Origin of the sequence: Streptomyces blattellae (assembly GCF_009709555.1) — a bacterium.
Classification (GTDB): Bacteria; Actinomycetota; Actinomycetes; order Streptomycetales; family Streptomycetaceae; genus Streptomyces; species Streptomyces blattellae.
In genome coordinates this window covers 108,162-134,471 of sequence record NZ_WJBG01000253.1, presented here as the reverse complement: position 1 = coordinate 134,471, position 26,310 = coordinate 108,162, and the positions used below count along the sequence as shown (strand labels likewise).

Here is a 26,310-nt window from a genome sequence, read left to right as displayed (position 1 = left end):
CAGCAAGCGGCCCGCACCACCGCGCCGCCTCGGTCCCGTACGGCCTGATCGCCTTGATCATCGCGCCGCCGTACGGGACCGAGGCGTTTGCCGTACCAGAAAGTGAGCCAGAATCCGTGTCCGCAGTCTCCGACCGCCTTCCGACCTTCCCCTGGGACAAGCTGGCGCCGTACCGGAAAACGGCCGCCGCCCACCCGGACGGCATCGTCGACCTGTCCGTCGGTACCCCGGTCGACCCGGTCCCCGAGCTGATCCAGAAAGCGCTGATCGCCGCGGCCGACTCCCCGGGCTATCCGACCGTCTGGGGCACGCCCGAACTGCGCGACGCGATCGCCGGCTGGGTGGAGCGCCGGCTGGGTGCCCGCGAGGTCACCCACCACCACGTCCTGCCGATCGTCGGCTCCAAGGAACTCGTCGCCTGGCTCCCGACCCAGCTGGGCCTCGGCCCCGGCGACCGGGTCGCGTACCCCCGTCTGGCCTACCCGACGTACGAAGTCGGCGCCCGCCTGGCGAGGGCGGCGTACGAGGTGTACGACACGGAGACATTCGCGGCTACCGCCGCGGGGACGACGCTGGACCCGACGGACCTGAAGCTCCTCTGGCTGAACTCGCCCTCCAACCCCACGGGCAAGGTGCTGTCGAAGGCCGAACTGACCCGGATCGTCGCCTGGGCCCGCGAGCACGGCGTCCTGCTCTTCTCCGACGAGTGCTACCTGGAGCTGGGCTGGGAGGCCGACCCGGTCTCGGTCCTGCACCCGGAGGTGAACGGCGGCTCGTACGAGGGCATCGTGGCCGTCCACTCCCTCTCCAAGCGCTCCAACCTGGCGGGCTACCGCGCGGCCTTCCTCGCCGGTGACCCGGCCGTCCTGGGCCCCCTGCTGGAGATCCGCAAGCACGGCGGCATGATGACCTCGGCGCCCACCCAGGCGGCCGTCATCGCGGCCCTCGGCGACGACGAACACGTCCGCGTCCAGCGCGCCCGCTACGCGGCCCGCCGCGCGGCCCTCCGCGAGGCCCTCCAGGCCCACGGCTTCCGCATCGAACACAGCGAGGCCAGCCTCTACCTCTGGGCGACGAGGGACGAGTCCTGCTGGACCACGCTCGCCCACCTGGCCGACCTCGGCATCCTGGTCGCACCGGGCGACTTCTACGGCGAGGCGGGGGAGAAGTTCGTACGAGTGGCTTTCACGGCGACGGACGAACGGGTTCAAGCGGCGGTCAGGCGTCTGTAGCGCTGTGGGCAAGCGCATCCGCTACCGCTGTGGGCAATCGTTCCGCAGGGCGGAACGGGTGGGCACAGCGGTAGCGCCGGGCACCGTCCAAACCCACCCCAGCCCTCGCCGACGTAAGCGCGCAAAACGACGGGGCCCAGGAAGCGAAGCAACCTGGACCCCGTCGCCGTACAAGCCGCACAGCGAACCGTCAGCCGATCGGCAGACCCTTCACCGGCACGGACGGCGCGGCCGGCAGCCCGCCCTGCGTGAGGGAACCCGTCGACACGCCACTGTCCGCCGCCGTGGACGCCGCTTCGCCGAGAAGGGCCCCGGCCGATCCTGCCGCGTCGCCGGCGGTCCTCTGCGCCGCCGGCGTCGCCTTCTTGACCGCCTTGCCGCCGGTCTTGCCCGCGGCCGGCACCGCGTTCTTGACCGTGTTGCTGCCGGCTTCACCCGCGAGCCCGGTGACGTGCTGCGCCGCACCGTCGACGCTGTCGCCGACGCTCGCCCCGTCCAGGGCGGTCAGCCCGCCCAGGTTCGGGGTGGCCGGCAGTTCGGGGGCCGCGCTGGCGGAGCCGGCCGCACCGACCCCGGCTGCCGCTCCCGCTGCGACGAGCAGCGCGGTACGGGCGATCCGGCGGGTCAGGGGGAGGGACATAATGCTCCTTTGACGGGAGAGAACGTTGGAGTGTCCGACCGTGCCCGGCAGTTGATCCCCCTCCGTGACCGACTGGCCGTCGGCCTGCGGTGGTTGATCGAGCGGGCTCGGACGCAGTGACTACCGCTCGAAGCCCGCGAAGGTTGCGGCGGGCCAACGTAAAGAGTTGGCAATGCGTCGCATTATCGGCTGCGGATAAAAACGGGCAAACAGTGCCCCGCCGGAAAGCCTGCCGAATCCTTACAGCCCTTTGTTTTCAAGGGATTTGGCGTATACGGGGGTGACGGCGCGAAAACCTGAGCACACCGTCCTCCGCGCGTGCCGCGCATAACTCCCGCGGGCGACCTTCCGCACTACTGCGCGGTCACGACTTGGACCGCGTCCACCGAGTCGGCCGCACCCGTCTCCGCTCCGGCCGTGCCCGCGTCGGCGGCCGGCTGCCACGGGCCGTCCGTGTTCCCGGCGGTCCACACCTGCCCGGCGTAGGAGACACGTTCGATGTGCAGGCTGGACGCGTTGGCCACGGCCCAGTGCGCCAGCTGCCAGCCGCGCTGCGTCAGGCTGCGCCCGGTGCCGCCGTCGGAGTAGTCGGCCACGGGCAGCGTCAGGGCCCGCCCGCCGTTCTCGACGCTCGGGGAGGGCGCGGGCGCCGACGACGCCGCTTCGCCCACCACCGCGCCGGCCGGCTCCAGCCCGTCGCGCCCATCGGACCCGAAGTCCCGGGCGAGCGCGGACCGTACCGCCTCGGTCCCTTCCGCGGGGGTGGCGCCCGGGCGTCCCGAACAGGTCAGCGTGGCCGCCGAGCGGCCGGTGAGAGCGGCGGCGAGCAGTCCGGCGTCCGGCTCGTGCTTGGCATACGCGTCCGGAAAGCCGCTGCGCTGCACGCGCTGCGCGGCCACGGTCAGCGGGAGGCGGGTGTAGTCGGGGACCTTGACCAGGTGCTCGTAGAACTTGCCCGCCGCGTACGTCGGGTCCATGATCTGCTTTTCCGTTCCCCAGCCCTGCGAGGGCCGCTGCTGGAACAGGCCGAGCGAGTCCCGGTCGCCATGGTCGATGTTGCGCAGCGCCGACTCCTGGAGCGCGGTCGCCAGCGCGATCGTCACGGCCCGCTCGGGCAGGCCGCGGGCGGTGCCGACGGCGGTGATCGTCGCCGCGTTCACCGCCTGCTCGGGCGTGAACTCGTACGCCGTCCCGTCGTCCTGGCCGGACACCACCCTGCATCCCGTGCCGCCCGTGCCGCCCGTGATGTAGTGCAGCACGAGATAGCCGGTGACGGACAGCAGGACCACGAAGGCCGCCCCGAAACGGAAGAGGCGGCCGCGGCGTCGACGACTAGGGGATGGCGCTGGCACCCCAACAAGGTACTGGCTGTTGCTGTGCCGCCCGCTCCGGATGGGGGACAGTGACGCGCGGCTTGGCGCGTTAGGGTCGACTCCATGGCCGATACCCCGCTTGACCTCACGTTGGACGCCGCGCGGCTGACCGCGCAGCTCGTGGACTTCCCCTCGGAGAGCGGCACCGAGAAGCCCCTCGCCGACGCCATCGAGACCGCCCTGCGCGCCCTGCCGCACCTGACGGTCGAGCGGTACGGCAACAACGTCGTCGCGCGTACGAACCTGGGCCGCGCCGAGCGCGTCATCCTCGCCGGCCACATCGACACGGTCCCGATCGCCGAGAACGTCCCGTCGCGGCTCGACGAGGACGGCGTCCTGTGGGGTTGCGGCACCTGCGACATGAAGTCGGGCGTCGCGGTCCAGCTGCGCATCGCGGCCACCGTCCCCGCCCCGAACCGCGACCTGACCTTCGTCTTCTACGACAACGAAGAGGTGGCGGCGGAGCTCAACGGCCTCAGGCACGTGGCCGGGGCGCACCCCGATTGGCTGGAGGGCGACTTCGCGGTGCTGCTGGAGCCGTCGGACGGCCAGGTCGAGGGCGGCTGCCAGGGCACCCTGCGGATGCTGCTCAGGACGAGCGGCGAGCGTGCCCACTCCGCGCGCAGCTGGATGGGCTCGAACGCGATCCACGCGGCGGCCCCGATCCTGGCGCGGCTGGCGGCCTACCAGCCGCGCTACCCGGTCATCGACGGCCTGGAGTACCGCGAGGGCCTGAACGCGGTCGGCATCTCGGGCGGCGTCGCCGGAAACGTCATCCCGGACGAATGTGTCGTAACGGTCAACTTCCGCTACGCGCCGGACCGCACGGAGGAGGAGGCGATCGCCCACGTCCACGAGGTCTTCGCGGACTGCGGTGTGACCGAGTTCGTGGTGGACGACCACAGCGGCGGTGCTCTCCCCGGCCTGTCCCACCCGGCGGCCGCGGCCTTCATCGAGGCGGTCGGTGGCACCCCGATGCCCAAGTACGGCTGGACGGACGTCTCCCGCTTCAGCGCGCTCGGCGTTCCGGCGGTCAATTACGGCCCGGGAAACCCGTACTTGGCCCACAAGCGTGACGAGCGCGTGGAGACGGCGAAGATCCTGGCGGGGGAGGAGCGCCTGAAGGCCTGGCTGAGCGCGTGACGGCGTGACGGCGTGACGGCGCGGCGGATGCGGGTGGCGGACATGCCGATGTCCCCCGTCCGTAACCCGCGTAGATCTACGCTGAGGTGGAAAGACCGCAAGTGGAGGGAGCGCGCATGCCTACCGGGAACCCCGAGGGCAAGAAGCAGCCACCGGAGGAGCAGCGCCTGGGACCGGTCCTCCGGAGGCGGAGCCAGGTCACGGCGAGCACGACCGATCAGCGGCTGCTGGACGCCGGCGGCCCCTCGGACTGGGTCCACACCGATCCCTGGCGCGTCCTGCGCATCCAGTCGGAGTTCATCGAAGGCTTCGGCACCCTCGCCGAACTCCCGCCCGCCATCAGCGTCTTCGGCTCCGCCCGTACACCGGTCGACTCACCGGAGTACGACGCCGGTGTCCGGCTGGGGCGCGGCCTGGTGGAGGCCGGCTGGGCGGTGATCACGGGGGGCGGCCCCGGCGCCATGGAGGCAGCCAACAAGGGCGCCTGTGATGCCAAGGGCATCTCCGTCGGCCTGGGCATCGAGCTGCCCTTCGAACAGGGCCTCAACCCCTACGTCGACATCGGCCTCAACTTCCGCTACTTCTTCGTCCGGAAGATGATGTTCGTCAAGTACGCCCAGGGCTTCGTGGTCCTCCCCGGCGGCCTCGGCACCCTCGACGAACTCTTCGAGGCCCTCACCCTCGTGCAGACCCAGAAGGTCACCCGCTTCCCCATCGTCCTCTTCGGCAGCGCCTACTGGGGCGGCCTCATCGACTGGCTCAGGAACACCCTCATCGCCCAGGGCAAGGCCTCCGAAAAGGACCTCATGCTCTTCCACGTGACGGACGACGTGGAGGAGGCGGTGGCGTTGGTGTCGAAGGAGGCGGGGCGGTAACAGCTCAGCGTCTTCAGCCCGAGCGGGGGTCCGGGGCCGGGCCCCCGCAACTGCCTACGCCAGCCCCCGCCGGGCAACGGCCGGCGGCCGATGCCCGGCAATGGACGCCACCATGTCCAGCACCTGACGCGTCTCGGCGACCTCATGCACCCGATACACCTGCGCCCCCAGCCACGCGGACACCGCAGTCGTCGCCAGCGTCCCCACCACCCGCTCCTTCACGGGCCGGTCCAACGTCTCCCCCACAAAGTCCTTGTTGGACAAGGACACCAGCACCGGCCACCCCGTCTCGACCATCTCTCCCAGCCGCCGCGTCGCCTCAAGACTGTGCCGGGTGTTCTTCCCGAAGTCATGCCCGGGGTCGATCATCACCGACTCCCGAGGCACCCCCAGCGACACCGCCCGCTCCGCCAGCCCCACGGTCACCCGCAGAATGTCGGCCATGACGTCGTCGTACGTCACCCGATGGGGACGGGTCCGGGGCCGAGCCCCGCCGGCATGCGTGCACACCAGCCCCACCCGGTACCGGGCCGCGACCTCCGCAAGCCGCGGATCGACCCCGCCCCACGCATCGTTCAGCACATCCGCCCCGGCCTCGCACACGGCCTCCCCGACGTTGTGCCGCCATGTGTCCACGCTGATGATCACGTCCGGGAAGCGCCGCCGCACCTCCGCCACGAAGCCGACCGTCCGCCGCGCCTCCTCCTCGGCCGTCACCTCTTCCCCCGGCCCGGCCTTGACCCCGCCGATGTCGATGATCGCAGCACCCTCCGACACCGCCTGCTCCACGCGCGCGAGGGCGGGCTCGTCACGGAAGGTGGCCCCCTGGTCGTAGAAGGAGTCCGGGGTCCGGTTCACGATCGCCATGATCACCGGCTCATGCGGCTCGAATTCCCGCCTGCCCAGCCTGAGCATCCCCTGTGACCTCTCCTAGTACGTCCCCGGCGCGTCCCTGGTACTTCCCTGGTACATCCAGGCCTTGGGCCGCCTGCGACCCTGACTGTCAGACTCGCATGGCACGATCGGACCCTGACACATCCGATCGATCTCGTGGGGACCTTCAGCGATGGTTATGTTCTTGTTCTTGGTCGTCGCGCTCGCCGTGGTCGTCGCTGCGGTGACCCTCGCCGTGCTGGGCGGCGGCGAGAACGGCCCGCTGCCGGAGGCCGCCCCCGAGCGCCTCCAGGACCCGCTGCCGCTGGACCGCCCCGTCAGCCGCGGCGACGTGGAGGACCTCCGTTTCCCGCTCGCCGCCCGCGGTTACCGCATGGCCGACGTGGACGACGCCCTCAGCCGCCTCGGCGCGGAGCTGGCCGAGCGCGACGCCCGTATCGCCGACCTGGAGTCCGCGCTGGCCGGGGCGCAGGCCGCCCGCCACTCCCTGGACAAGCACACCGAGGGGGAGCAGCAGTGAGCGAGGGTCTCGCCGTCGCCGGCCCGGACGGCGCCCTGCGCTGCCCCTGGGCCCTGTCCACGCCGGACTACGTGACGTATCACGACGAGGAGTGGGGCCGCCCGGTCCACGGCGACGACGCCCTCTTCGAACGCCTCAGCCTGGAAGCCTTCCAGTCCGGCCTGTCCTGGATCACCATCCTGCGCCGCCGCCCCGGCTTCCGCACCGCCTTCGCGGGCTTCGAGATCGCCAAGGTGGCGACCTTCACGGACACCGACAAGGACCGCCTCCTCACCGACCCCGGCATCATCCGCAACCGCGCCAAGATCGACGCGACCCTGGCCAACGCGCGCGTGCTCGCCGACTGGGCCGCGGGCGACCTGGACGAGCTGATCTGGTCCTTCGCCCCGGACCCGGCGACCCGCCCGGTCCCGAAGACCCTGGCCGACGTCCCACCGGTGACTCCAGAGTCGACAGCCCTGTCGAAGGCCCTGAAGAAGAAGGGCCTACGGTTCGTCGGACCGACAACGGCGTACGCGCTGATGCAGGCGTGCGGCCTGGTGGACGACCACCTGGCATCGTGCGTGGCCAGGAGCGCCCCTTGACCCCTACCGGCCCAAGTACTTCGGCTGCTCCTTGTTGACGAAGGCCCGCACGGCGATCGCATGATCCTCGGACGCCCCGGCCCGGGTCTGCAGCTCGTCCTCCTTCTCCAGCGTCTGAGCCAGAGAATGCGAGCCCCCGAAAGCCAGCGCCTCCTTGATCGCCGCATACGCCACCGTGGGCCCCGAGGCCAACGCCCGAGCCACCTTCTCGGCTTCCCCGCGCAGCTCATCCGCGGGAACCACCCGGTTCGCGATACCCAGCTCATACGCCTCCCGCGCCTTGATGCTCCGCGGGAAGAGCAGCAGATCAGCCGCTCGCCCGGGTCCGACCACCCGGGGCAGCGTCCAGGAGATCCCGGAGTCCGCGGTCAGTGCCACGCCCGCGAACGACGTATTGAAGGCGGCCGAGTCGGCCACGACCCGATAGTCCGCGGCCAGGACGAAGCCGAAGCCCGCCCCCGCCGCGACCCCGTTCACGCCCGCGACCACCGGCTTCGGCATCTCCGTCAGCGCCCGGACGATCGGGTTGTAGTGCTCCTTCACCGTGCTCATCACATGCCCGGACCCCTCGCCGAGCAGCCCGATGTGCTGCTTCAGATCCTGGCCCACGCAGAACGCCCGGTCCCCGGCGGCGGTGAGCAGAACCGCCCGCACGGAGGAGTCGGAACCCGCCGCCGTCACCGCGTCCCGCAGCGCGACCTTCGTCTCGATGTTCAGCGCGTTCATCGCCTCGGGGCGGTTCAGCGTGATCGTCGCGAGCCCGTCGCTGACCTCGTAGAGCACGGTGTCGGCCATGGCGTGTCCCCTCCGTGATGCGGCTCCGGCGTACTCGGCGGTACGCCCGTCTGAGGACAGCATGGCGTAGATCACCGATGACGGACCGGAACGGACGTGTGACCTGCGTCAAAGAATTCAAGACGTGATGCGAGCGGCGGAACCGCGCGCGGCGGCGCAGTATCGCAGTCACATCGCCGAATTGAGTGGTTTTGCTCGCGCGCGTTGCTCAAGCGATGCCGACTGATGTTGGTCATAGGGTCCTGAGATGCGGGATAATGGCTTGGAAGCAATGTGTTCGATGCCGGTGTCGCGTGTCCTGCGCTTTTTGGGCAGGGGCCGCGCATGCCCTCCAGGGCCGTCGGCTTTGACGATGAGCTGGTTTCAGGAAGGGGAACGAGCATGGCGGCCATGAAGCCGCGGACGGGCGATGGCCCGCTCGAGGTGACCAAGGAGGGGCGGGGCATCGTCATGCGCGTTCCGCTCGAAGGCGGCGGTCGGCTCGTCGTCGAGCTGACCCCTGACGAGGCCGACGCGCTGGGCGACGCCCTCAAGAAGGTCGTCGGCTGACGCGCAAGCGACCATACCCTTTCAGCCGCCCCGGCATCCTGTGAGGTGCCGGGGCGGCTGCTTGCCGTACGGCAGTCAGGGCCGGCCCGGGTGTGCGGTCACCGCTTGACCGCGCACAGCAGCCCGTCGCCCACCGGCAGCAGCGACGGCAGCAGCTCCTGGCTCTCGCGCACCGCGCGCAGCAGCTCCCGCAGCCGCAGCACCTCGGTCGGCTGCGGTCCGGAGTCCACCGTCCGGCCGTTGGCGAAGACGCCCTCGAAGACGACCAGGCCACCGGGGCGCAGCAGGCGCAACGATTCAGCGAGGTAGTCCATGACCTCCTGCCGGTCGCCGTCGCAGAAGACGAGGTCGTAGCCGGCATCGGCGAGACGGGGCAGGACGTCGAGGGCGCGGCCGGGGATGAAGCGGGACCGGTTGCTGGCGAAGCCGGAGGCGCGGAAGGCCTGGCGGGCGAACTGCTGGTGCTCCGGCTCGGGGTCGACGGTGGTCAGTACCCCGTCCGGCCGCATGCCGTGCAGCAGATTGATCCCGGAGACGCCGGTGCCGGTACCGATCTCCGCGACCGCCTTGGCGTCCACGGTGGCGGCGAGCATCCGCAGCGCGGCGCCCGTGCCGGGCGACACCGAGCGCAGCCCCGCCTCGCGGGCCCGGTCACGGGCCCAGCGCAGGGCTTCGTCCTCGGCGACATAGGCGTCGGCGAACGCCCAGCTCGTCTGCCGGTTGCCGGTAATGACCCTCTCCTGTCCCCGTGTATGCCTGGGCGTGACTGTATCCGTTGGGGCCGGGAACCCGCAGATGGGACCGGGCGTTTAAGGGGGTGGAGACAGGAGCGGGGGAAACGGATGGATCACGAAGAGGTGCGGGACGGCGAGCAAGTGCTGACGCAGCCACATGAGCCGTATCAGCCCAGATCAAATTCTCGTAAAACCGCTTATCCGGAGCTAACGGGCGAGGTGGCTATGGTAGGGGCTCCACTGGACACCACCAGAGCCGACAGGGGAGGTGCGGCTGCGCCTGTGGATCGGGGAGGAGTGCTGCGGCGCTTCTTCGGATCGGCGGGCAGGCCGAAATCCGTGAACGACACCGCTGCTGACCACAGCCACGCCGGCGACTACGCCCAGACCGCGACTTTCTCCACCGACGCGGACGGGCCGGCGTGGACTCCGCCCACCTGGGAGGAGATCGTCAGCACCCACAGCGGCCGGGTCTACCGCCTGGCCTACCGCCTCACCGGCAACCAGCACGACGCCGAGGACCTCACGCAGGAGGTCTTCGTCCGTGTCTTCCGCTCCCTGTCGACGTATACACCGGGCACCTTCGAGGGCTGGCTGCACCGCATCACCACGAACCTGTTCCTGGACATGGTCCGCCGCAAGCAGCGCATCCGTTTCGACGCGCTCGGCGAGGACGCGGCGGAGCGTCTGCCCAGCCGCGAGCCGAACCCGCAGCAGATCTTCAACGACGCGCACTTCGACGCCGACGTCCAGCAGGCCCTCGACACCCTCGCGCCCGAGTTCCGCGCCGCAGTAGTCCTGTGCGACATCGAAGGACTGTCGTACGAGGAGATCGCCGCGACCCTCGGCGTGAAGCTCGGCACGGTCCGGTCCCGTATCCATCGTGGCCGCTCGCAGCTGCGCAAGGCCTTGGCGCACCGGTCGCCCGAGGCCCGGGCCGAGCGCCGCTCCTTCGTGGCCCGTGTCCCGGTTCTGGGAGGAGGGGGCGCGTCCGCGTGAGTGGATCACGGCCCGAACCCACCGAGGGGCACCTCGCAGAACAGCATCTGGGAGACCGACTCGCCGCGCTGGTCGACGGCGAGCTCGGTCATGAGGCGCGCGAGCGCGTGCTCGCGCATCTGGCCACCTGCTCGAAGTGCAAGGCAGAGGCCGACGCGCAGCGCCGTCTGAAGGACGTCTTCGCGGCAGCGGCCCCGCCGCCGCCCTCCGAGAGCTTCCTGGCCCGCCTCCAGGGGCTGCCGGGGGGAGATGACGGCGACGGTGACTCACCGCTGGGCGGGTTCGCTGACGGACTCTCCGGACGCGCCGCGGCCGCCGGCGTCTTCGGGGTGAAGCGGAGTGAGCGCTTCGAGTTCGGTTACGTCCCCGCCCGTGCGCACGACTCCGTGCTCCCGTCGGCGGGCCGTGGCTTCCGGATACATGACGTCAGCCGTCATGAGGCCGAGCGGTCGGCCTCGCGCGGAGTGCGGTTCGCGGTCGTCGCCGCCGGGGCGGTGTCGCTGGCCGCGATCGCGCTCGGCGGGGTCACCACCGGCACCGGCGAGACCACGAACACCGCGCGCGACGGCTCCGGCGGCAGCAATGTGACGCCGCTGCGGACGCAGGGCTCGGGAGCCGCGACGGCGCCTGAGAACCAGCGCCGCCGAGGTGTCGGACCGCTGCTTGCCCAGGGCGGCCAGCAGACACCGCTGGGTGAGGCTCCGGTCGCCCCGACCGCAGTCTCCGCCCCACTGCTGCCCGGCATTCCGGCCCCGGCCGGCGGACAGGTCCAGCAGGCCGCCGCACCGCCACTGACCACGCCGGTGGCCGCCGGTGCGGCCGCCATGTCCCCGTTGATACGTCCGCTCAGCTCCACCCCGCCGTTCACCCTCACCACGTGGTCCACCGTCCCCAAGATCACGAACCCGGGCCTGTTCGCCGCACCCGTCCCCGACCCGGCCTCATCCCCCACAACTCCTTCCGGATCCCCCGGCACGGGCCACTGACCCGGCCTCTGCGCTACGGCGCGTGAACCTGGTTGAATCCACAGCGGTGGGCCGTGCCCAGGCAGTCAGCCGGGCACGGAGCAGACGATCTGCGGCCACCGTCGACGAGCCGTGCCGCGGCCAGCTGTGGGGAGCGTATGGACGAGGGGAAGTCCACGAAGGCGAAATGGTGGAGCCGACCTCGCCCGCAGCCCCCTGCGGGCGAGGCACAGGGGGCTTCCCCCACGCAGCCCCAGGCAACTCCGCCCGAGCCGCCGCCCACCGCCGACTTCGAGCCGGCTCCGCTGCCGGACGTACGCGGTGGTGGCGGCGGGGCTTTCGGGGAGGGTGACTTCGAGTTTGAGGGGCCTGTGGGGGGTCGTGGGGGTGAGGTGGGTTCGGCTGGGGGCGACTTCGAGTCGGCTCCGCTGCCGGACGTACGCGGTGGTGGCGGCGGGGTTTCCGGGGAGGGTGACTTCGAGCTTGAGCGGCCTGGGGGAGGTCGCGGGGGTGATGTGGCTTCGGTCGAGGGGGGGTTCGAGCCGGAGCGGTCTGCGGGGGGTCGTGGGGGTGACGTGGCTTCGGCTGGGGGCGGCTTCGAGTTTGAGCGGTCTGCGGGAGGTCGGGGGGATGTGGGCCACTCCGAGGGGGACTTCGAGTTGCGGCCTCCTGAGGAGGCGGGCGCCGAGGACGGCTTCGTACCGGCTCAGCCCACTGTGACGCCGGATTCGCGGGTGGACGGGGAGTCGGCCATCGAGCGTCCCAAACCCCTGCATGACCCCGACCCGTACAGCACCCCGCCGTACGGCGAGCCCGGCCCGTGGGCGCCCGCCCCGCCGGTCCAGCACCCGGCGAGCACACCGGCCCAGGGCACACCGGCCCAGAGCACACCGGTGCCCGCGGCTGCGCAGGACACGCCGGGGCCCACCCCGACGCCGACCCTTGGATCCCCTGTTCCGCCGATGCCGATGCCGATGCCGACGCCGGTACCGACCCACGCACCCCCGGTTGCAGCCCCCGTTGTGCCCCCCGTTGCGCCCCCCGCCAACCCCTGGCAGAACTACGACCCCTGGGCCCCCGCCAGCGGCCCGCTTCAGCAGAACGGGGCGGTCGTACCCGGCACCACCGAGCGCCGGAAGCGTGTGCGCAGGGCTCTGCTCGGGGGAGCGCTGTTGCTGGCGCTGGTTTCGGGGGGTGTCGGGGGCGCCGTAGGGGCGTATCTCGAACGGAACGGCGGCGTGGGGAGTGTGGAGCTGCCGCAGGCCGACCCGGAGCCCACCGGGCGGCCGATGGACAGCGTGGCGGGCATCGCCGCGCGGGCGCTGCCCAGCGTGGTGACGCTGCATGTCAGCGGCAGCGAATCACAGGGCACCGGCACCGGCTTCGTGCTCGACGACCGCGGCCACATCCTCACCAACAACCACGTCGTGGAACCGGCCGCGGCAGGCGGCGAGATCTCCGTGACGTTCCACAGCGGCGACACCGCCAAGGCCACGGTCGTAGGCCGGGACGGCGGCTATGACCTCGCCGTCGTCAAGGTCAGCGGTGTCACGGGCCTCAGGCCCATGACGCTCGGCAACTCCGACAGCGTCCAGGTCGGCGACCCCGTCGTCGCCATCGGCGCCCCCTTCGACCTGGCCGGCACGGTCACCTCCGGCATCATCAGCGCCAAGGAGCGGCCCATCACGGCGGGCGGCGAGAGCGGCGACGGCAGTGACGTGTCGTACGTCGACGCCTTGCAGACCGACGCGCCGATCAACCCCGGCAACTCCGGCGGACCCCTGCTCGACGCCGAGGCCCGCGTCATCGGTATCAACTCCGCCATCCGCTCCGCCGGCGACGGCTCCGACCTGGACGGCGGCCAGGCCGGTTCGATAGGGCTCGGTTTCGCCATCCCGGTCAACCAGGCCAGGCGGGTCGCCGAGGAGCTGATCAACACCGGCAAGGCGACCCACCCGGTCATCGGCGTCACCCTCGACATGGACTACGCCGGCGACGGCGCCCGCATCGGCACGCAGGACAGCGGCGGCGGCCCCTCGGTCACCGCGGGCGGCCCCGGCGACAAGGCCGGTATCAAGGCGGGCGACGTCATCACCGAGGTCGACGGCCAGCGCATCCACTCCGGTGAGGAACTCATCGTCAAGACACGCGCCCACCGCCCCGGCGACCGTCTGGAACTGACCCTGGAACGCGACGGCAGGGAGATCCGGATCACGCTGGTGCTCGGTTCCTCCGACGCCGACTGAACGCCGACGGAACGCCGACTGAAACATCCCGAAAACCTTGGCTCGCCGACACTTAAAGAAACGTCACAGTCAGGTCCCGCCAACCCGTCCATCAGCGCTCCCACAAGCTCTCCCACAAGGCAGACAACTCCGAAACCGCACTCCCACCCGCATTCGGAGGCCTCGGGGCAGTACCGGTCGTACAGCATCGCCGGGTACCGTGGACCCGGCCCGGACCACGGAAGACCGCACAGACCACCGAGGGCCGAGGACCGAGGACATCGCAAGGAGCTTCAGGTGTTCAATGACATAGGACCGCTAGAGCTGGCGACGCTCGTCATTCTTGCCGTGCTCGTCTTCGGTCCGGACAAGCTCCCGAAGGTCATTCAGGACGTCATGCGGACCATCCGCAAGGTCCGTGAGTTCTCGGAGAGCGCCAAGCAGGACATCCGCGACGAACTCGGGCCGGAGTTCAAGGACTTCGAGTTCGAGGACCTCAACCCCAGGACGTTCATCCGCAAGCAGCTGGACAACGACGACCTGGGGATCAAGGAGATCCGCAACGGCTTCGACCTGAAGAAGGAGATGGCCGAGGTCGCGGACGCGGTCCAGGGCCGCGACAGCGACTCCTCGTCGGCCTCTTCGTCTTCGGCCGCCTCGTCGTCCGGCTCGACCGGCTCGACCGCTTCGACCGGTTCGTCGGGCTCCCGCATCGACATGACCAAGAAGCCCGAGAGCCCGCGCGGCGAGGTCGCGCCGTTCGACTACGACGCCACCTGAGCAGCGCCTACGACGCCGCCAGAGCGTACGACCGCGGCGCCCGCCGACGGCGTACGTGACGCGTTTCATACTCCGCCCCCGCGTCCCGCGGCCTGAACACGGCGTGCGAGCGGCCCACGCGCCGGGCGATTTCCCGGCAGCCCCGAGCGCGGTGGATATGCTGCCGAGTTGTTGTGCGGACCGGATGACTGCGCCCGAAGGGGGCGGGCCGTCCCGTTCCGACGAGAGCAAGGGGGGCGGGCCGTCCAGGCCCGACACGAACGAGGAGGCGTCCGGGCATATGGAGACGACGAGTCGAGTCGCGCAGCCGGCAGCCGGGGAGGGCGGACAACAGGTCCCCACCGCCCGGCGCACGGTTGACGGCTACCTGCTGGCGCCCTTCCCGTGGTACGGGCTCGACGAGGCCTTCACGGGGCCGCGCTGGCTGATGCAGGTGGGGACGGCGGCCGACGGGGCCGTGGAGCACGGGTCCATCGGGCACGGGGACGAGCCCTCCGTCCGCAACGAGAGCGTCGCCGCCGATGCCAGGGAGAAGTTCGCGGTCGTGGTGACCGTCGCGGCGAATCCGTCCCGGCGGAGCGCCGACGGTACGGGGCTGCTGGAGGCCACGTCGGTGTCGTCGGCGGCGTGGCTGGCGGGGGTGGGGCTGCTGTCCTTCACCTGGCCCGGCCAGATGGACCATTCCCTGCGGGACGACTGGCTGGAGCAGCAGACGGAGACGGCGTGGGCGTTGGCCGACGATCTCGCCGGGTCGGCGTGGTCGACGTTGTCCCTGCCTGTGGACGGGGTGCCCACGCCCTTCCACTACCGCGAGTCCGAGTTCGGGTGGGTGCTGGCCGGGTCCACGCCGGAAGGGGTGCATGTGGGGGCGTACGGGCGGGGGATGAGCGCGTACGGTCTTGGGTTCGCCGTGATCAAGGACGTTGCCGCTTACGCATGACAGTGGGGGCGCCGGTGGATTGTGGCGCCCCTTCGCCGTTCGCTGTGGCTTGCCGCGCCCACGCGGCGGAGCCGCATATCGACACAGCCCCGCGCCCCCATGGGTCTCCCCGCCGTCGCGCAAAACTTGTTGCGCGGCTAAAACCAGTTGCGCGGCTAAAACCAGTTGCGCGGCTAAAACTTGTTGCGCGGCGTGATCCCCAGCGACATCCCCGCCAGCCCCCGCTGCCGTCCCCCCAGCTTCCCCGCGATCGCCCGCAGGGCGGAGCCCGCCGGGGAGTCGGGGTCGGTCAGGACGACCGGCTTGCCCTCGTCGCCGCCCTCGCGGAGGCGGACGTCGATGGGGATGTTGCCGAGGACCGGGACCGAGGTGCCCGTCGTGCGGGTGAGGCCGTCGGCGACGACCTGGCCGCCGCCCGTGCCGAACACGTCGACCATCTCGCCGCAGTGGGGGCAGGGGAGACCGGACATGTTCTCCACGACGCCGACGATCTTCTGGTGGGTCTGGACGGCGATGGAGCCGGCGCGCTCGGCGACCTCGGCCGCCGCCTGCTGCGGGGTCGTGACGACGACGATCTCGGCGTTGGGGACGAGCTGGGCGACCGAGATGGCGATGTCGCCCGTGCCGGGCGGGAGGTCCAGCAGCAGCACGTCCAGGTCGCCCCAGTAGACGTCCGCCAGGAACTGCTGCAAAGCCCTGTGCAGCATCGGGCCGCGCCAGACCACCGGGGTGTTGCCCGGCGTGAACATGCCGATGGAGATGACCTTCACGCCGTTCGCGGACGGCGGCATGATCATGTTCTCGACCTGGGTGGGAAGCCCGTCGGCGCCCAGCATGCGGGGCACGGAGTGGCCGTAGATGTCGGCGTCGACGACGCCCACCTTGAGGCCGTCCGCCGCCATCGCCGCGGCCAGGTTGACGGTGACGGAGGACTTGCCGACGCCGCCCTTGCCGGAGGCGACCGCGTACACGCGGGTGAGGGAGCCGGGTTTGGCGAAGGGGACCTCGCGCTCGGCGGTGCCGCCGCGCAGGGCGGAGGCCAGTTCCTTGCGCTGCTCGTCGCTCATGACGTCGAGCTCGACGTCGACGCGGGTGACGCCCTCGACCCGCGCGACCGCCTCCGTCACGCGCTGCGTGATGGTGTCGCGCATCGGACAGCCGGAAACCGTCAGGTACACGGCGACCGCGACCGCTCCGTCCGCCCCGATCTGAACCGACTTGACCATCCCGAGTTCGGTGATGGGGCGGTTGATCTCGGGGTCGTTCACCGTCGACAGTGCTTCGCGCACCGCGTCTTCCGTAGCCATAGGACGATGGTACGGCGCCTCACAGCTACCCCGGAAAGCCCGTCAGCGGTCGTCTACGTCACGTCGGTGCGGCCGTTCTGCCGGGAACACACCGTGCCCGTGCCCGTCCTGCCGGTCCTCCAGGTCCTTGACCACGTCCTGCAGCTCCGAGCGGATCCAGTCCCGGGTCGCGACCTCGCCGAGGCCGATGCGCAGGGCGGCGATCTCCCGGGTCAGATACTCGGTGTCGGCGATGGACCGCTCGTTCTGCCTGCGGTCCTGTTCGAGTTCGACACGGGAGCGGTCGTCCTGCCGGTTCTGCGCGAGCAGGATCAGCGGCGCCGCATAGCTGGCCTGCAGCGACAGCATCAGCGTCAGGAAGATGAACGGGTACTCGTCGAACCGCAGCGCGCTGGGCGCGGCCACGTTCCACAGCACCCACATGATGATGACGAACGTCATCCAGACGAGGAACCGTCCGGTGCCGAGGAAACGCGCGATGCGCTCGCTCAGCCGCCCGAAGGCCTCCGGGTCCCACTCCGGCAGGACCCGGCGCCGGGGCGGGGCGGGCTGGTCGAGGCGGGCGTGGCGCGGCCGGGCGGCGGCCCCCGTGCCGGCGGGCGTGCGCTCACGGGTCGCGGTCTCGCGCTCAGGCGCCACTCGTCCCCACCCCCTCGTCGAGGTCGTCGAACTCCGACTCCCGCCAGTCGTCGGGCAGCATGTGGTCGAGTACGTCGTCCACGGTCACCGCACCGAGCAGCGACCCCGACTCGTCGACGACGGGCGCCGCGACCATGTCGTACGTCGCGAAGAACCCGGCGACGAGCGGCAGCGCCGCGTCCGGGGCGAGCGGTTGCAGATCGTCGTCGACGAGCGAGCTGACCAGGGTGTACGGCGGGTCGCGCAGCAGGCGCTGGAAGTGGACCGTGCCCAGGTACTTGCCGGTCGGGGTCTCGTCGGGCGGGCGGCAGACGTAGACCTGGGCGGCGAGCGCGGGGGACAGGTCGGGGTTGCGGACGCGGGCGAGGGCGTCGGCGACGGTGGAGTCGGGGCGCAGGATGATCGGCTCGGTGGTCATCAGGCCGCCCGCCGTGCGCTCCTCGTACGCCATCAGGCGCCGCACGTCGGCCGCTTCGGCGGGCTGCATCAGGCCCAGCAGCCGCTCCTTCTCCTCCTCCGGCAGCTCACCCAGCAGGTCGGCCGCGTCGTCCGGGTCCATGGCCTCCAGGACGTCCGCGGCACGCTCCTCCTTCAGCTTGCCCAGGATCTCGATCTGGTCGTCCTCGGGGAGTTCTTCGAGTACGTCGGCGAGGCGGTCGTCGTCGAGGGCGGCGGCGACCTCCGCGCGCCGTTTGGGGGAGAGGTGGTGCAGGACGTTGGCGAGGTCGGCGGGGCGCAGCTGCTCGAAGGTGGCGAGGAGGCTCTCGGCGCCCTGTCCGTGCTCCTCCAGGGAGAAACCGGTGACGGCGGACCACTCGACGGTCAGCGTCTCCCCCTTGGCCCGCCGGAAGGCGCCGCCCTTCCTGCCCTTCCGCACGAACACCCGGTCGATCTCCCAGTCCCGACGCGCCGGCAACTGCTGCACGGACACGTCCAGCACCGTGGCCTCCTCGCCGGTCTCCGCCAGCGTCACCCGCCGGTCGAGCAGTTCGCCGAAGACCAGCCGCTCGGTGGGCCGCTGCTCGAAGCGCCGGACGTTGAGCACACCGGTGGTGATGACCTGGCCGGACTGGATGCCGGTCACCCGGGTCATGGGCAGGAAGATCCGGCGGCGGGTGGCGAGTTCGACCACCAGTCCGAGCACTCGGGGCGGACGCCGCCCGACGCGCAGCATGACGACGAGATCGCGTACGCGCCCGACCTGATCGCCGGCCGGATCGAAGACGGCGACGGCGGAGAGGTGCGAGACGAAGATCCGGGGGGCGCCGGCTGCCATGGCTGCGCCTCCTTGTCGTCCGAGTCGTCCGAATTCCCGTGTCCGTGTTGTATGCGATTGCCCACTCAAGTGGGCTTCAGGCTAGCCCGTCCCGTTCGGATCCGCCCTGGTGAGCGGTCCGGACGGACTGGCTCCGCCCGGCCCGCCCGGCCCCGGTACTCTGCGGTACGCCGTTCAAGGACCCTTGTCAGAAAGGCAGCGTCACCTGTGACAGCGATTCCCGCCGGACCTGCCCGCGGTGCCGCACTCGTGAGTGCCCTGGTCGTGCTGGGAACGGCGGTACTGACGGGCTGCAGCGAGGACCCCGACGCGGGCACGAACGGCGTCGGCAAGCTGCCGGCCGAGGAGATCCAGAGCAGAACCCGTGCGGCAGCCGAGTCCGCGACCGCGGTGCACCTCTCCGGAACCGTTGTCACCAGCGGACGCACGTACAGTCTCGACATGCGTCTGACGTCCGACGGCGGCTCGGGAGAGGTCACCGACGAGGGGACGACGTTCCATCTGCTGCGGATCGGTGAGCAGCTGTTCCTGAAGGCGGGCGCGGAGTTCTGGCATCCCGAGCACGCCGAGGGCGACGACTCCGAGGACACGGCCGCCGCCGACAAGCTCGACGGCAAGTATGTGAAGGTGCCCCAGGGCGACCCCTCGTACAAGAGGTTCAGCGGCTTCACCGACAAGGACGTCCTCCTTGACGGCGTGCTGAACCTGCACGGCACCCTGGAGACCGACGGCCACCACGAGGAGTCCGGCACCCGCACCATCCGCATCGCCGGCGACGACGGCTCCGGCGGCACCCTCGACGTCTCCCTGCAGGGCCGGCCGTATCCGCTCCGCCTGGTCCGCGCGGGCAGCGCCGGCACCCTGCGCTTCACGGACTGGGGCAGGGACTTCAAACTGGAGGAGCCGAAAGAGGACGAGACGGTGGACTACGGCAAGGCGCTGCCGGCGTCCTGAGCCGGCCAGGCGACGTCAGCCACGGTCCGGCAGCGCCCTGAAGGGGCACGGGGCTGTATCGATACGCGGCTCCGCCGGGTGGGCGCGACCGGCCTCGACGGCGTCGCAGACGGACGACGGTACATTGCGGCCCCGCGGCGGAGCCGCACATCGGCGCAGCCCGCGCACTGCGGCACTTCCCGGGGAGCGCTGGGCGGTTACGAGCGCCGGCGCTTCTTCCTCAGCAGCTTCGGCAGCCCCGCAGGCATCGGCTGACGCGTGGTCGCCGGCGTCGGCAGCGGCGGCTCGGCCAGCCGGTCATCGGGCAGGGGTGCAATCGTCCCCGTCGGCTCCAGGCGCAGCACCCGGCACTCGCGGGACCAGCGGAGCGTCATCGCCTCCGCGTCGGGTGCGTTCAGCCGCTTGCCCTTGAGCTCGGCGACCGTGGCGTCCCACTGCTCGGACCCCGGAGACAGCTCGACCACCTTCGCCGCCCAGGAGACCAGCCGGCCGCCCTTGTCCTTGCTGCGGACGGTCACCTCGGCGGCGGCCCCGTCGGCCAGCCCCGGCAGCGGCTGCTCGCCCGGCCCGTCGCCGATCAGGCACGCCGCGCCCTCGTGCCACACATGCCACAGCGCGCGGACCGGTCCGCCGGGCCCCTTGACCCAGATGAGGCCGGACTTCTTGGTGGCCTCCTCGACGAGGGCCCGGTCGAGCAGCTCAGGTGTCATGGGCCCAGCCTAGCCAGCGCCGCTCACAGCCAGCCGTTGCGCTTCAGGGTGCGGTGGATGCCGAAGCAGAGGGCCACGGTGATGGTCAGAACCATCGGGTAGCCGAACTTCCAGCGCAGCTCGGGCATGTAGTCGAAGTTCATCCCGTACACACCGCACACCATCGTCGGTACGGCGATGATGGCCGCCCAGGACGTGATCTTCCGCATGTCCTCGTTCTGCGCGACGGACGCCTGAGCGAGGTTGGCCTGGAGGATCGAGTTGAGCAGCTCGTCGAAGCCGACGACCTGCTCCTGCACCCGGGCCAGATGGTCGGCGACGTCCCGGAAGTACTTCTGGATGTCGGGGTCGATCAGCCGCATCGGCCGCTCGCTGAGCAGCAGCATGGGACGGAGCAGGGGAGCGACGGCGCGCTTGAACTCCAGCACCTCACGCTTGAGTTGGTAGATCCGCCCGGCGTCCGTGCCGCGCGGGGTGCCCTTGCGGCCCGGCGAGAACACCTCCGTCTCGACCTCGTCGATGTCGTCCTGCACGGCGTCGGCGACCGCGACGTACCCGTCGACGACATGGTCGGCGATCGCGTGCAGCACCGCCGAGGGGCCCTTGGCGAGCAGTTCGGGGTCGTCCTGCAGCCGGTGCCTGAGCGCCCGCAGTGAGCCCTGCCCGCCGTGCCGGACGGTGATGAAGAAGTCCCGTCCGGTGAAGCACATGACCTCGCCGGTCTCCACGATCTCGCTGGTGGCGGTGAGTTCGTCGTGCTCGATGTAGTGGATGGTCTTGAAGACCGTGAACAGGGAGTCGTCGTAGCGCTCCAGCTTGGGCCGCTGATGGGCCTGGACGGCGTCCTCGACGGCCAGCGGGTGCAGCCCGAACTCACTGGCGATACCGGAGAATTCGGCTTCGGTGGGCTCGTGCAGCCCGATCCAGACGAAGCCCCCGTCGCGCCGCACCTGGCGCATCGCCTCGTGCGGGGTGAGCGGCGCCGGGGTCTCAAGGCGGGCGCCGTCGCGGTAGATGGCGCAGTCGACCACGGCCGAGGGCGTCGACGGGTCGCGCGTCGTGTCGTACCCGGCGGTGTCCTTGCGGAGCGACGGACGGGACGGACGGACGGCGGCACGCAGGTCGCGGATCATCGACATGGCAGGCTCCTTCGCGGGCAGGCAGCGAAAGGCTCCGACGAGGGGTGGAACTACCCGGAATGGGGACGTCCGGACTTCACATGTTTGGCACGTCCACAAAGCGGGGAGCACCGCACCATCGCGGTGGTGAGCTTCGCTGCTGATTCAGCTACTGCTGCGGGACAGACAGATCAGGCAATACGAAACGAAGGCTCTTCCGCGGTGAAGAACATGCGAGAGGTGGCGGCCGGCTAGAGAAGCAGAGCGGCTACGTCAGCGGCGGGAAGAGCGGGTGCTACTGCACGGTCGACTTCGATCCATTGCAGCCCCACCTCCTCCGGCCGGTCCCTCGTAAGGGAATGTCGTCGGCGTCGGGACTCGATCGCGACGCCGCAGCGTGCTGCCCCGAACCACGGGCAAGAGTATCAGCCGAGCGAAGTGTCAAGGCGCTCGTTTGCCCGGTCCTGACGAGTTCTATGCTCACCGCATGGTTGATGTTCTCCCTCTGGTCGAGGCCCGGTTGCGCAGCGCGCTGGGCGAACCGGACGCCCGCGCCGCGGTCACCTTCCTCGGTACCGAACGCATCGAGGTGCTGCGTTTCCAGCAGGAGGACATCGTCCGCTACGCCACGCTCGGTATGTCCGCGCACCCCATGACGGACCCCACCGCGGTCGTCGCCGACCCGGTCAAGGGCCCCCGCGCCGAGCTGCTCCTCTCCGTACGATCCGGGCTCGCCGACACCGGCAAGGTGCTCCGCCCGCTCGCCGTACTCGCCGCCTCTCCGCAGGTGGAGGGCGTGATCGTGGCTCCCGGCGGGTCCCTGGACGTTGGCGATCCGCTGTGGCCCGGCGCCCCCTTCACCTCGGTCCTGGTCGCCGAGCCGGGCGGCCTGGTCGAGGACCTGGACCTCGACGAGCCCCTCGACCCGGTCCAGTTCCTGCCGCTGCTCCCCATGACCCCGAACGAGGCCGCCTGGAAACGGGTGCACGGCGCCCAGGCGCTCCAGGAGCGCTGGCTGACGAACGGAACGGACCTGCGGGATCCGTCCCGCAGGTCCGTCCCGCTGGACTGACCGGTCAGTGACCGATCTCACCAACTCTCACCAAAACTCTCACCAACCGGCGGTCGGCATCGGTCAGTTGGCGGAGGCAGTGAGTTAGCCCGGCAAATTAATGCAAGCACATCTGATTGCGCCTCGTCAGGCGTTCCAGCCGGACGGGTGATCGTCCTTGACGTGACGGAGCAGGGGTAGGACCGTGGGGCCCTATGAGGGGCGAACCCAGTTGCCCGAAGTGTGGTGGCCGGGTCAGGGCTCCCGGACTCTTCGCCGATTCCTGGCAGTGCGATGTGCACGGCGCCGTGCATCCGCTGCAGCCCGTGATCCCGCCCAGCGTCGAGGCACTCAGCGTCGTGGTGCACCGTACGCAGGTACCCGTGTGGATGCCCTGGCCGCTTCCGGTCGGCTGGCTGTTCACCGGTGTGGCCTGCGCGGGCGACGACCGCAGCGGGGGGCGCGCGACGGCCGTGGCCTGCTCGGGGCCGGGGCCGCTGGGCGGCATGGGCGAGCTGATCCTGGTCGCCGAGGAGCTTGGCGTGGGACTCGGTGCGTGGTACGCGGGGATCGACGGGCCCGACCCGGGACCGTACATGAACGTCGAGAAGCCGCCGCAGGCGAAGGTGCTGGCCGCGGGGCGTCCGACCCCGCTGTGGCATGTCGCCGGCTCGCCCGACGACCGTGCGGTCTTCGCCGGTGAGGCGCGGGGGCTGTGGCTGTGGGCGGTCGTGTGGCCCGAGCAGTCGGGGCTGCTGATGTATGACGAACTGGTGCTCACGGATCTGCGGGATGCGGGGGCCGAGGTGGACCTGGTGCCCTGCGGAGCGCTGTCGCCGCGCTTGCTTGAGCCATAGGGGGCGGGTGACGGGGATGCGCGGGCGGTTGCGGGTTCATTGCGGCTTGTCGTGCGGCTCCCCGTGATCCTTAGGCCGGTCGGGCAACCGTTATTCTTGGGTGTCCCCTTGATGCCGTTGCGCTTGGAGTTCCACCTCGTGCGAATAGATCTGCACACCCACTCCACGGCTTCGGACGGTACGGACACCCCGGCTGAGCTGGTGCGCAATGCCGCCGCTGCCGGGCTGGACGTTGTCGCGCTGACGGATCACGACACCACCCGCGGGTATGCGGAGGCCATCGCCGCGCTGCCGGAGGGGCTGACGCTCGTGACCGGGGCCGAGCTGTCCTGTCGTATCGACGGGATCAGCATGCACATGCTGGCTTACCTCTTCGATCCCGAGGAGCCGGCGCTGCTGGCCGAGCGTGAACTGGTGCGGGACGACCGGGTGCCGCGAGCCAAGGGCATGATCGCCAAGCTGAACGGGCTGGGCGTGCCGGTGAACTGGGAGCAGGTCGAGCGGATCGCCGGTGCCGGGTCCGTGGGGCGGCCGCATGTCGCCTCCGCGCTGGTGGAGCTGGGCGTCGTGCCGACTGTGGGCGACGCCTTCACGCAGGACTGGCTGGCGGACGGCGGGCGGGCGTTCGTCGAGAAGCACGAGACCGACCCCTTCGAGGCGATCCGGCTGATCAAGGCCGCGGGCGGGGTCGCGGTGTTCGCGCATCCGGCGGCCAGCAAGCGGGGACGCACCGTGCCGGAGTCCGCGATCGCCGAGATGGCGGCCGTGGGCCTCGACGGCATCGAGGTCGACCACATGGACCACGACCTCCAGACGCGTGAGCGGCTGCGCGGGCTGGGGAAGGAGCTGGGGCTGCTGACCACCGGCTCCAGCGACTACCACGGCAGCCGGAAGACGGTCCTGCTCGGCGAGTACACGACGGATCCCGAGGTGTACGGGGAGATCACGCGGCGGGCGACGGGGGCGTTTCCCGTCCCGGGGACCGGCGGAGTCTGAGGCTCGACACCCTCGCACCCACGTCCGCACTTTCTTTCCGCAAGGCACCCCGTGTTCGACGTCGCCGTCTTCGGCTCTCTCTTCCTCACCCTTTTTGTCATCATGGATCCCCCTGGGATCACCCCGATCTTCCTGGCGCTGACCTCCGGCCGTCCGGCGAAGGTGCAGAAGCGGATGGCTTTCCAGGCCGTCTGCGTGGCCGGCGGTGTGATCACCGTGTTCGGGCTGCTGGGACATCAGATCCTCGACTATCTGCATGTCTCCGTCCCCGCGCTGATGATCGCGGGCGGGCTGCTGCTTCTGCTGATCGCGCTCGACCTGCTCACCGGCAAGTCGGACGAGCCGAAGCAGACGAAGGACGTGAACGTGGCGCTCGTGCCGCTGGGCATGCCGCTGCTCGCCGGGCCCGGTGCGATCGTCTCCGTCATCCTCGCCGTGCAGAAGGCCGACAGTGCCGCCACGCAGGTGTCGGTGTGGTCGGCGATCGTGGCCATCCATGTCGTGATCTGGCTGGTGATGCGGTACTCGCTGCTGATCATCAGGGTCATCAAGGACGGCGGCGTGGTCCTGGTGACGCGGCTGGCCGGAATGATGCTGTCCGCGATCGCCGTGCAGCAGATCATCAACGGGGTCACACAGGTGATCCGGGCGAGTTGAAACCGCGCAAGCGCAGAGCCCCCGTCCGGCGTCGGCGCCGGACGGGGGCTCTGAAGCTTCTGCGGTGATCCGCGTCTGTTACGAGGCCGTGGTGTCGGCCGGACGGATCCACAGCCGCTGACCTATGGCGGCGGCCTGCTGAACGATCCGGTTGACGGAGGCGGCGTCCACAACGGTCGTGTCCACGGGCGTGCCGTCGACGTCGTCGAGTCGCATGATCTCGAAGCGCATGGCTTCTCCCTTCGTCTGGTCATCCTCCTGAGGAGAATTGCTGTACGCCGTAGTCAACGGGCTGCGTGTAACAAATATTCCCTACGCTAAAGAAATTTTTCGAACGGCTAACTACTGTCGGGTATCGGAGATTCCGGAGACCCATTGGGATCGGTTGTGTTCGCAGCGTGACCGCCGGGACAATGGAGGCGATGAACGACGACCTCGCGGCGCTCGGCGCCCGTATCGACCGCACCAACGAGCTGCTTCAGCGCATGCTCGCCGAGGTGGCGAAGACGCCATCGACCCATGCGATCTTCGTCGACGCCGGGTATCTGTACGCGGCCGCGGGCCGGCTCGTCGCCGGGACCGAGGACCGGCGCTCCTTCGACCTCGACGCCGAAGGGCTGATCGACGCGCTCATCGACAAAGCCCGCACGATCTTCGCGGACAGCAGGCTGCTGCGGGTCTACTGGTACGACGGCGCCCGCCGCCGTATCCACACCGCCGAGCAGCAGTCCATCGCCGAACTCCCCGACGTCAAGGTGCGGTTGGGCAATCTCAACGCCAACAACCAGCAGAAGGGCGTCGACTCGCTGATCCGCTCCGACCTGGAGTCGCTCGCCCGGCACCGCGCGATCAGCGACGCTGCCCTGCTCGGCGGCGACGAGGACCTGGTGTCGGCCGTGGAGGCGGCGCAGGGGTACGGCGCGCGGGTGCACCTGTGGGGCATCGAGGCACCGGAGGGCCGCAACCAGGCGGAGCCGCTGCTCTGGGAGGTCGACAGCCAGCGCACCTTGGACCTCGACTTCTTCAAGCCGTACGTCGCCCGGCGCACCGCACCCCCCTACGAGGCCACGGGCGCCCGCCCCACCCGCGAGGACGTGCGGTTCGTCGGCGCGCAGATCGCGGCGAAGTGGCTGGCGGCGCGCGGGCGGGAGTCGCTGGTGGAACTGCTGCCCGGGCATCCGTATCTGCCCGGATCGGTGGACCAGGACCTGCTGGTGGAGGCGGAGGGGCTGCTGCAGTACTCGCTGCGCGGCCAGGCGGATCTGCGCCGGGCGCTGCGCGACGGCTTCTGGGAGCACCTGCAGACGCTGTACTGAGCGGGTCCGTCGGCGTCCGGTGTGTTTCGGCAGCGTCCCGAGGGGTGCGGGGCCGTATCCACATCCACATCCACGTCCGCGCCCACGTCCACATATGCGGCTGCGGTGACGACGGTCACGACGGCGAGGACGGCGAGGACGGCGACGACGGCGAGGACGGCGACGAGACGGACCTGCGGCC

28 protein-coding genes are annotated in these 26,310 nt (G+C 70.5%); 17 read left to right on the top strand and 11 right to left on the bottom strand.

The features are described from left to right. The first annotated feature begins 116 nt into the window (after positions 1-116). On the top strand, positions 117-1,232 hold the full coding sequence (locus GFH49_RS38940) for a bifunctional succinyldiaminopimelate transaminase/glutamate-prephenate aminotransferase (RefSeq protein WP_155060777.1): 1,116 nt from the start codon (positions 117-119) through the stop codon (positions 1,230-1,232). Positions 1,233-1,422: 190 nt separating this feature from the next. Here GFH49_RS38940 and GFH49_RS38935 read toward each other — a convergent pair whose 3' ends face one another. After that, positions 1,423-1,872, bottom strand: a complete 450-nt coding sequence (locus tag GFH49_RS38935) for an ATP-binding protein (RefSeq protein WP_155060776.1) — start codon at positions 1,870-1,872, stop codon at positions 1,423-1,425. A 353-nt stretch (positions 1,873-2,225) separates the two neighbouring features. Further along, positions 2,226-3,224, bottom strand: coding sequence for a VldE C-terminal domain-containing protein (locus tag GFH49_RS38930; protein WP_155060775.1), 999 nt, complete (start codon positions 3,222-3,224; stop codon positions 2,226-2,228). An 84-nt stretch (positions 3,225-3,308) separates the two neighbouring features. On the opposite strand from GFH49_RS38930, the gene dapE reads away from it, so the two are divergent. Continuing rightward, positions 3,309-4,388: a succinyl-diaminopimelate desuccinylase gene (gene dapE / locus GFH49_RS38925; protein WP_155060774.1), complete on the top strand. Its 1,080-nt coding sequence runs from the start codon at positions 3,309-3,311 to the stop codon at positions 4,386-4,388. 116 nt (positions 4,389-4,504) lie between these two features. Next, the gene (locus tag GFH49_RS38920; protein ID WP_155060773.1) at positions 4,505-5,263 is read left to right on the top strand and encodes an LOG family protein; all 759 of its coding nucleotides are present in this window, start codon (positions 4,505-4,507) and stop codon (positions 5,261-5,263) included. A 54-nt stretch (positions 5,264-5,317) separates the two neighbouring features. Here the strand turns inward: GFH49_RS38920 and folP are convergent, their stop codons facing one another. Then, entirely contained in the window at positions 5,318-6,178 is an 861-nt protein-coding gene (gene folP / locus GFH49_RS38915; protein WP_155060772.1) for a dihydropteroate synthase, read from the bottom strand. Positions 6,179-6,329: 151 nt separating this feature from the next. On the opposite strand from folP, the gene GFH49_RS38910 reads away from it, so the two are divergent. Further along, positions 6,330-6,677, top strand: coding sequence for a DivIVA domain-containing protein (locus GFH49_RS38910; protein WP_155060771.1), 348 nt, complete (start codon positions 6,330-6,332; stop codon positions 6,675-6,677). Next, the gene (locus tag GFH49_RS38905) at positions 6,674-7,261 is read left to right on the top strand and encodes a DNA-3-methyladenine glycosylase I (protein ID WP_155060770.1); all 588 of its coding nucleotides are present in this window, start codon (positions 6,674-6,676) and stop codon (positions 7,259-7,261) included. Before GFH49_RS38910 ends, GFH49_RS38905 begins: the two co-directional genes overlap by 4 nt. Positions 7,262-7,264: 3 nt before the next feature. Here GFH49_RS38905 and chcB read toward each other — a convergent pair whose 3' ends face one another. Further along, positions 7,265-8,056, bottom strand: coding sequence for a 2-cyclohexenylcarbonyl CoA isomerase (gene chcB / locus GFH49_RS38900; RefSeq protein ID WP_155060769.1), 792 nt, complete (start codon positions 8,054-8,056; stop codon positions 7,265-7,267). 381 nt (positions 8,057-8,437) lie between these two features. On the opposite strand from chcB, the gene GFH49_RS38895 reads away from it, so the two are divergent. Further along, positions 8,438-8,605, top strand: a complete 168-nt coding sequence (locus GFH49_RS38895) for a DUF3117 domain-containing protein (protein ID WP_003966491.1) — start codon at positions 8,438-8,440, stop codon at positions 8,603-8,605. Between the two features lie 98 nt (positions 8,606-8,703). Here GFH49_RS38895 and GFH49_RS38890 read toward each other — a convergent pair whose 3' ends face one another. Then, positions 8,704-9,402, bottom strand: coding sequence for an O-methyltransferase (locus GFH49_RS38890; RefSeq protein ID WP_155060768.1), 699 nt, complete (start codon positions 9,400-9,402; stop codon positions 8,704-8,706). Between the two features lie 162 nt (positions 9,403-9,564). On the opposite strand from GFH49_RS38890, the gene sigE reads away from it, so the two are divergent. The 5 genes from sigE to GFH49_RS38865 all read left to right on the top strand — a co-directional run bounded on the left by sigE (position 9,565) and on the right by GFH49_RS38865 (position 15,248). Then, positions 9,565-10,338: an RNA polymerase sigma factor SigE gene (gene sigE, locus GFH49_RS38885; protein ID WP_230396732.1), complete on the top strand. Its 774-nt coding sequence runs from the start codon at positions 9,565-9,567 to the stop codon at positions 10,336-10,338. Then, a complete protein-coding gene (locus tag GFH49_RS38880; RefSeq protein WP_155060767.1) occupies positions 10,335-11,324 on the top strand; it encodes an anti-sigma factor family protein in 990 nt (329 codons plus the stop codon). Before sigE ends, GFH49_RS38880 begins: the two co-directional genes overlap by 4 nt. 494 nt (positions 11,325-11,818) lie before the next feature. Further along, positions 11,819-13,549, top strand: a complete 1,731-nt coding sequence (locus GFH49_RS38875; RefSeq protein WP_408055993.1) for a S1C family serine protease — start codon at positions 11,819-11,821, stop codon at positions 13,547-13,549. A gap of 276 nt (positions 13,550-13,825) precedes the next feature. After that, on the top strand, positions 13,826-14,308 hold the full coding sequence (locus GFH49_RS38870; protein ID WP_155060765.1) for a sec-independent translocase: 483 nt from the start codon (positions 13,826-13,828) through the stop codon (positions 14,306-14,308). A gap of 280 nt (positions 14,309-14,588) precedes the next feature. After that, entirely contained in the window at positions 14,589-15,248 is a 660-nt protein-coding gene (locus GFH49_RS38865) for a hypothetical protein (RefSeq protein WP_196218291.1), read from the top strand. A 173-nt stretch (positions 15,249-15,421) separates the two neighbouring features. On the opposite strand, the gene GFH49_RS38860 is transcribed toward GFH49_RS38865, so the two are convergent. The 3 genes from GFH49_RS38860 to GFH49_RS38850 are packed head-to-tail and all read right to left on the bottom strand — an operon-like array spanning position 15,422 to position 18,470. Continuing rightward, complete coding sequence (locus tag GFH49_RS38860) at positions 15,422-16,555, bottom strand: Mrp/NBP35 family ATP-binding protein (RefSeq protein ID WP_155060763.1); 1,134 nt, start codon at positions 16,553-16,555, stop codon at positions 15,422-15,424. Positions 16,556-16,597: 42 nt separating this feature from the next. Then, positions 16,598-17,194, bottom strand: coding sequence for a DUF1003 domain-containing protein (locus tag GFH49_RS38855; protein WP_155060762.1), 597 nt, complete (start codon positions 17,192-17,194; stop codon positions 16,598-16,600). Next, complete coding sequence (locus tag GFH49_RS38850; protein ID WP_155060761.1) at positions 17,184-18,470, bottom strand: magnesium transporter MgtE N-terminal domain-containing protein; 1,287 nt, start codon at positions 18,468-18,470, stop codon at positions 17,184-17,186. The genes GFH49_RS38855 and GFH49_RS38850 overlap by 11 nt, the downstream gene beginning before the upstream one ends. A gap of 207 nt (positions 18,471-18,677) precedes the next feature. On the opposite strand from GFH49_RS38850, the gene GFH49_RS38845 reads away from it, so the two are divergent. After that, positions 18,678-19,424, top strand: coding sequence for a hypothetical protein (locus tag GFH49_RS38845; protein WP_155060760.1), 747 nt, complete (start codon positions 18,678-18,680; stop codon positions 19,422-19,424). 197 nt (positions 19,425-19,621) lie between these two features. Here GFH49_RS38845 and GFH49_RS38840 read toward each other — a convergent pair whose 3' ends face one another. Together GFH49_RS38840 and GFH49_RS38835 are read right to left on the bottom strand one after the other, a co-directional pair. Then, positions 19,622-20,134: a hypothetical protein gene (locus GFH49_RS38840; protein WP_155060759.1), complete on the bottom strand. Its 513-nt coding sequence runs from the start codon at positions 20,132-20,134 to the stop codon at positions 19,622-19,624. 23 nt (positions 20,135-20,157) lie between these two features. Beyond that, a complete protein-coding gene (locus tag GFH49_RS38835) occupies positions 20,158-21,273 on the bottom strand; it encodes a magnesium and cobalt transport protein CorA (RefSeq protein WP_155060758.1) in 1,116 nt (371 codons plus the stop codon). Between the two features lie 466 nt (positions 21,274-21,739). Between GFH49_RS38835 and GFH49_RS38830 the strand changes: the two genes are divergently transcribed. The 4 genes from GFH49_RS38830 to GFH49_RS38815 all read left to right on the top strand — a co-directional run bounded on the left by GFH49_RS38830 (position 21,740) and on the right by GFH49_RS38815 (position 24,813). Next, positions 21,740-22,324 (top strand): suppressor of fused domain protein, encoded by a 585-nt coding sequence (locus GFH49_RS38830; protein WP_155060757.1) that lies wholly within the window; start codon positions 21,740-21,742, stop codon positions 22,322-22,324. 194 nt (positions 22,325-22,518) lie between these two features. Continuing rightward, the gene (locus GFH49_RS38825; RefSeq protein WP_155060756.1) at positions 22,519-23,160 is read left to right on the top strand and encodes a DUF6758 family protein; all 642 of its coding nucleotides are present in this window, start codon (positions 22,519-22,521) and stop codon (positions 23,158-23,160) included. Positions 23,161-23,298: 138 nt separating this feature from the next. Beyond that, positions 23,299-24,156 (top strand): PHP domain-containing protein, encoded by an 858-nt coding sequence (locus GFH49_RS38820; RefSeq protein ID WP_155060825.1) that lies wholly within the window; start codon positions 23,299-23,301, stop codon positions 24,154-24,156. A 51-nt stretch (positions 24,157-24,207) separates the two neighbouring features. Further along, a complete protein-coding gene (locus GFH49_RS38815; protein WP_155060755.1) occupies positions 24,208-24,813 on the top strand; it encodes a MarC family protein in 606 nt (201 codons plus the stop codon). Positions 24,814-24,891: 78 nt separating this feature from the next. Here GFH49_RS38815 and GFH49_RS38810 read toward each other — a convergent pair whose 3' ends face one another. Beyond that, on the bottom strand, positions 24,892-25,044 hold the full coding sequence (locus GFH49_RS38810; RefSeq protein ID WP_155060754.1) for a DUF8834 family protein: 153 nt from the start codon (positions 25,042-25,044) through the stop codon (positions 24,892-24,894). 191 nt (positions 25,045-25,235) lie between these two features. On the opposite strand from GFH49_RS38810, the gene GFH49_RS38805 reads away from it, so the two are divergent. Further along, entirely contained in the window at positions 25,236-26,129 is an 894-nt protein-coding gene (locus GFH49_RS38805; protein ID WP_196218290.1) for an NYN domain-containing protein, read from the top strand. Positions 26,130-26,310: the final 181 nt, after the last annotated feature.

What these genes read in the sequence shown, in the direction of transcription:
- GFH49_RS38850 (WP_155060761.1), bottom strand. Translation starts at nt 18,470, where the DNA reads ATGGCAGCCGGCGCCCCCCGGATCTTCGTCTCGCACCTCTCCGCCGTC.
- chcB (WP_155060769.1), bottom strand. Translation starts at nt 8,056, where the DNA reads ATGGCCGACACCGTGCTCTACGAGGTCAGCGACGGGCTCGCGACGATC.
- GFH49_RS38810 (WP_155060754.1), bottom strand. Translation starts at nt 25,044, where the DNA reads ATGCGCTTCGAGATCATGCGACTCGACGACGTCGACGGCACGCCCGTG.
- dapE (WP_155060774.1), top strand. Translation starts at nt 3,309, where the DNA reads ATGGCCGATACCCCGCTTGACCTCACGTTGGACGCCGCGCGGCTGACC.
- GFH49_RS38840 (WP_155060759.1), bottom strand. Translation starts at nt 20,134, where the DNA reads ATGACACCTGAGCTGCTCGACCGGGCCCTCGTCGAGGAGGCCACCAAG.
- GFH49_RS38935 (WP_155060776.1), bottom strand. Translation starts at nt 1,872, where the DNA reads ATGTCCCTCCCCCTGACCCGCCGGATCGCCCGTACCGCGCTGCTCGTC.
- GFH49_RS38895 (WP_003966491.1), top strand. Translation starts at nt 8,438, where the DNA reads ATGGCGGCCATGAAGCCGCGGACGGGCGATGGCCCGCTCGAGGTGACC.
- GFH49_RS38865 (WP_196218291.1), top strand. Translation starts at nt 14,589, where the DNA reads ATGGAGACGACGAGTCGAGTCGCGCAGCCGGCAGCCGGGGAGGGCGGA.
- GFH49_RS38910 (WP_155060771.1), top strand. Translation starts at nt 6,330, where the DNA reads ATGGTTATGTTCTTGTTCTTGGTCGTCGCGCTCGCCGTGGTCGTCGCT.
- GFH49_RS38835 (WP_155060758.1), bottom strand. Translation starts at nt 21,273, where the DNA reads ATGTCGATGATCCGCGACCTGCGTGCCGCCGTCCGTCCGTCCCGTCCG.
- GFH49_RS38920 (WP_155060773.1), top strand. Translation starts at nt 4,505, where the DNA reads ATGCCTACCGGGAACCCCGAGGGCAAGAAGCAGCCACCGGAGGAGCAG.
- folP (WP_155060772.1), bottom strand. Translation starts at nt 6,178, where the DNA reads ATGCTCAGGCTGGGCAGGCGGGAATTCGAGCCGCATGAGCCGGTGATC.
- GFH49_RS38860 (WP_155060763.1), bottom strand. Translation starts at nt 16,555, where the DNA reads ATGGCTACGGAAGACGCGGTGCGCGAAGCACTGTCGACGGTGAACGAC.
- GFH49_RS38830 (WP_155060757.1), top strand. Translation starts at nt 21,740, where the DNA reads ATGGTTGATGTTCTCCCTCTGGTCGAGGCCCGGTTGCGCAGCGCGCTG.
- GFH49_RS38805 (WP_196218290.1), top strand. Translation starts at nt 25,236, where the DNA reads ATGAACGACGACCTCGCGGCGCTCGGCGCCCGTATCGACCGCACCAAC.
- sigE (WP_230396732.1), top strand. Translation starts at nt 9,565, where the DNA reads ATGGTAGGGGCTCCACTGGACACCACCAGAGCCGACAGGGGAGGTGCG.
- GFH49_RS38825 (WP_155060756.1), top strand. Translation starts at nt 22,519, where the DNA reads ATGAGGGGCGAACCCAGTTGCCCGAAGTGTGGTGGCCGGGTCAGGGCT.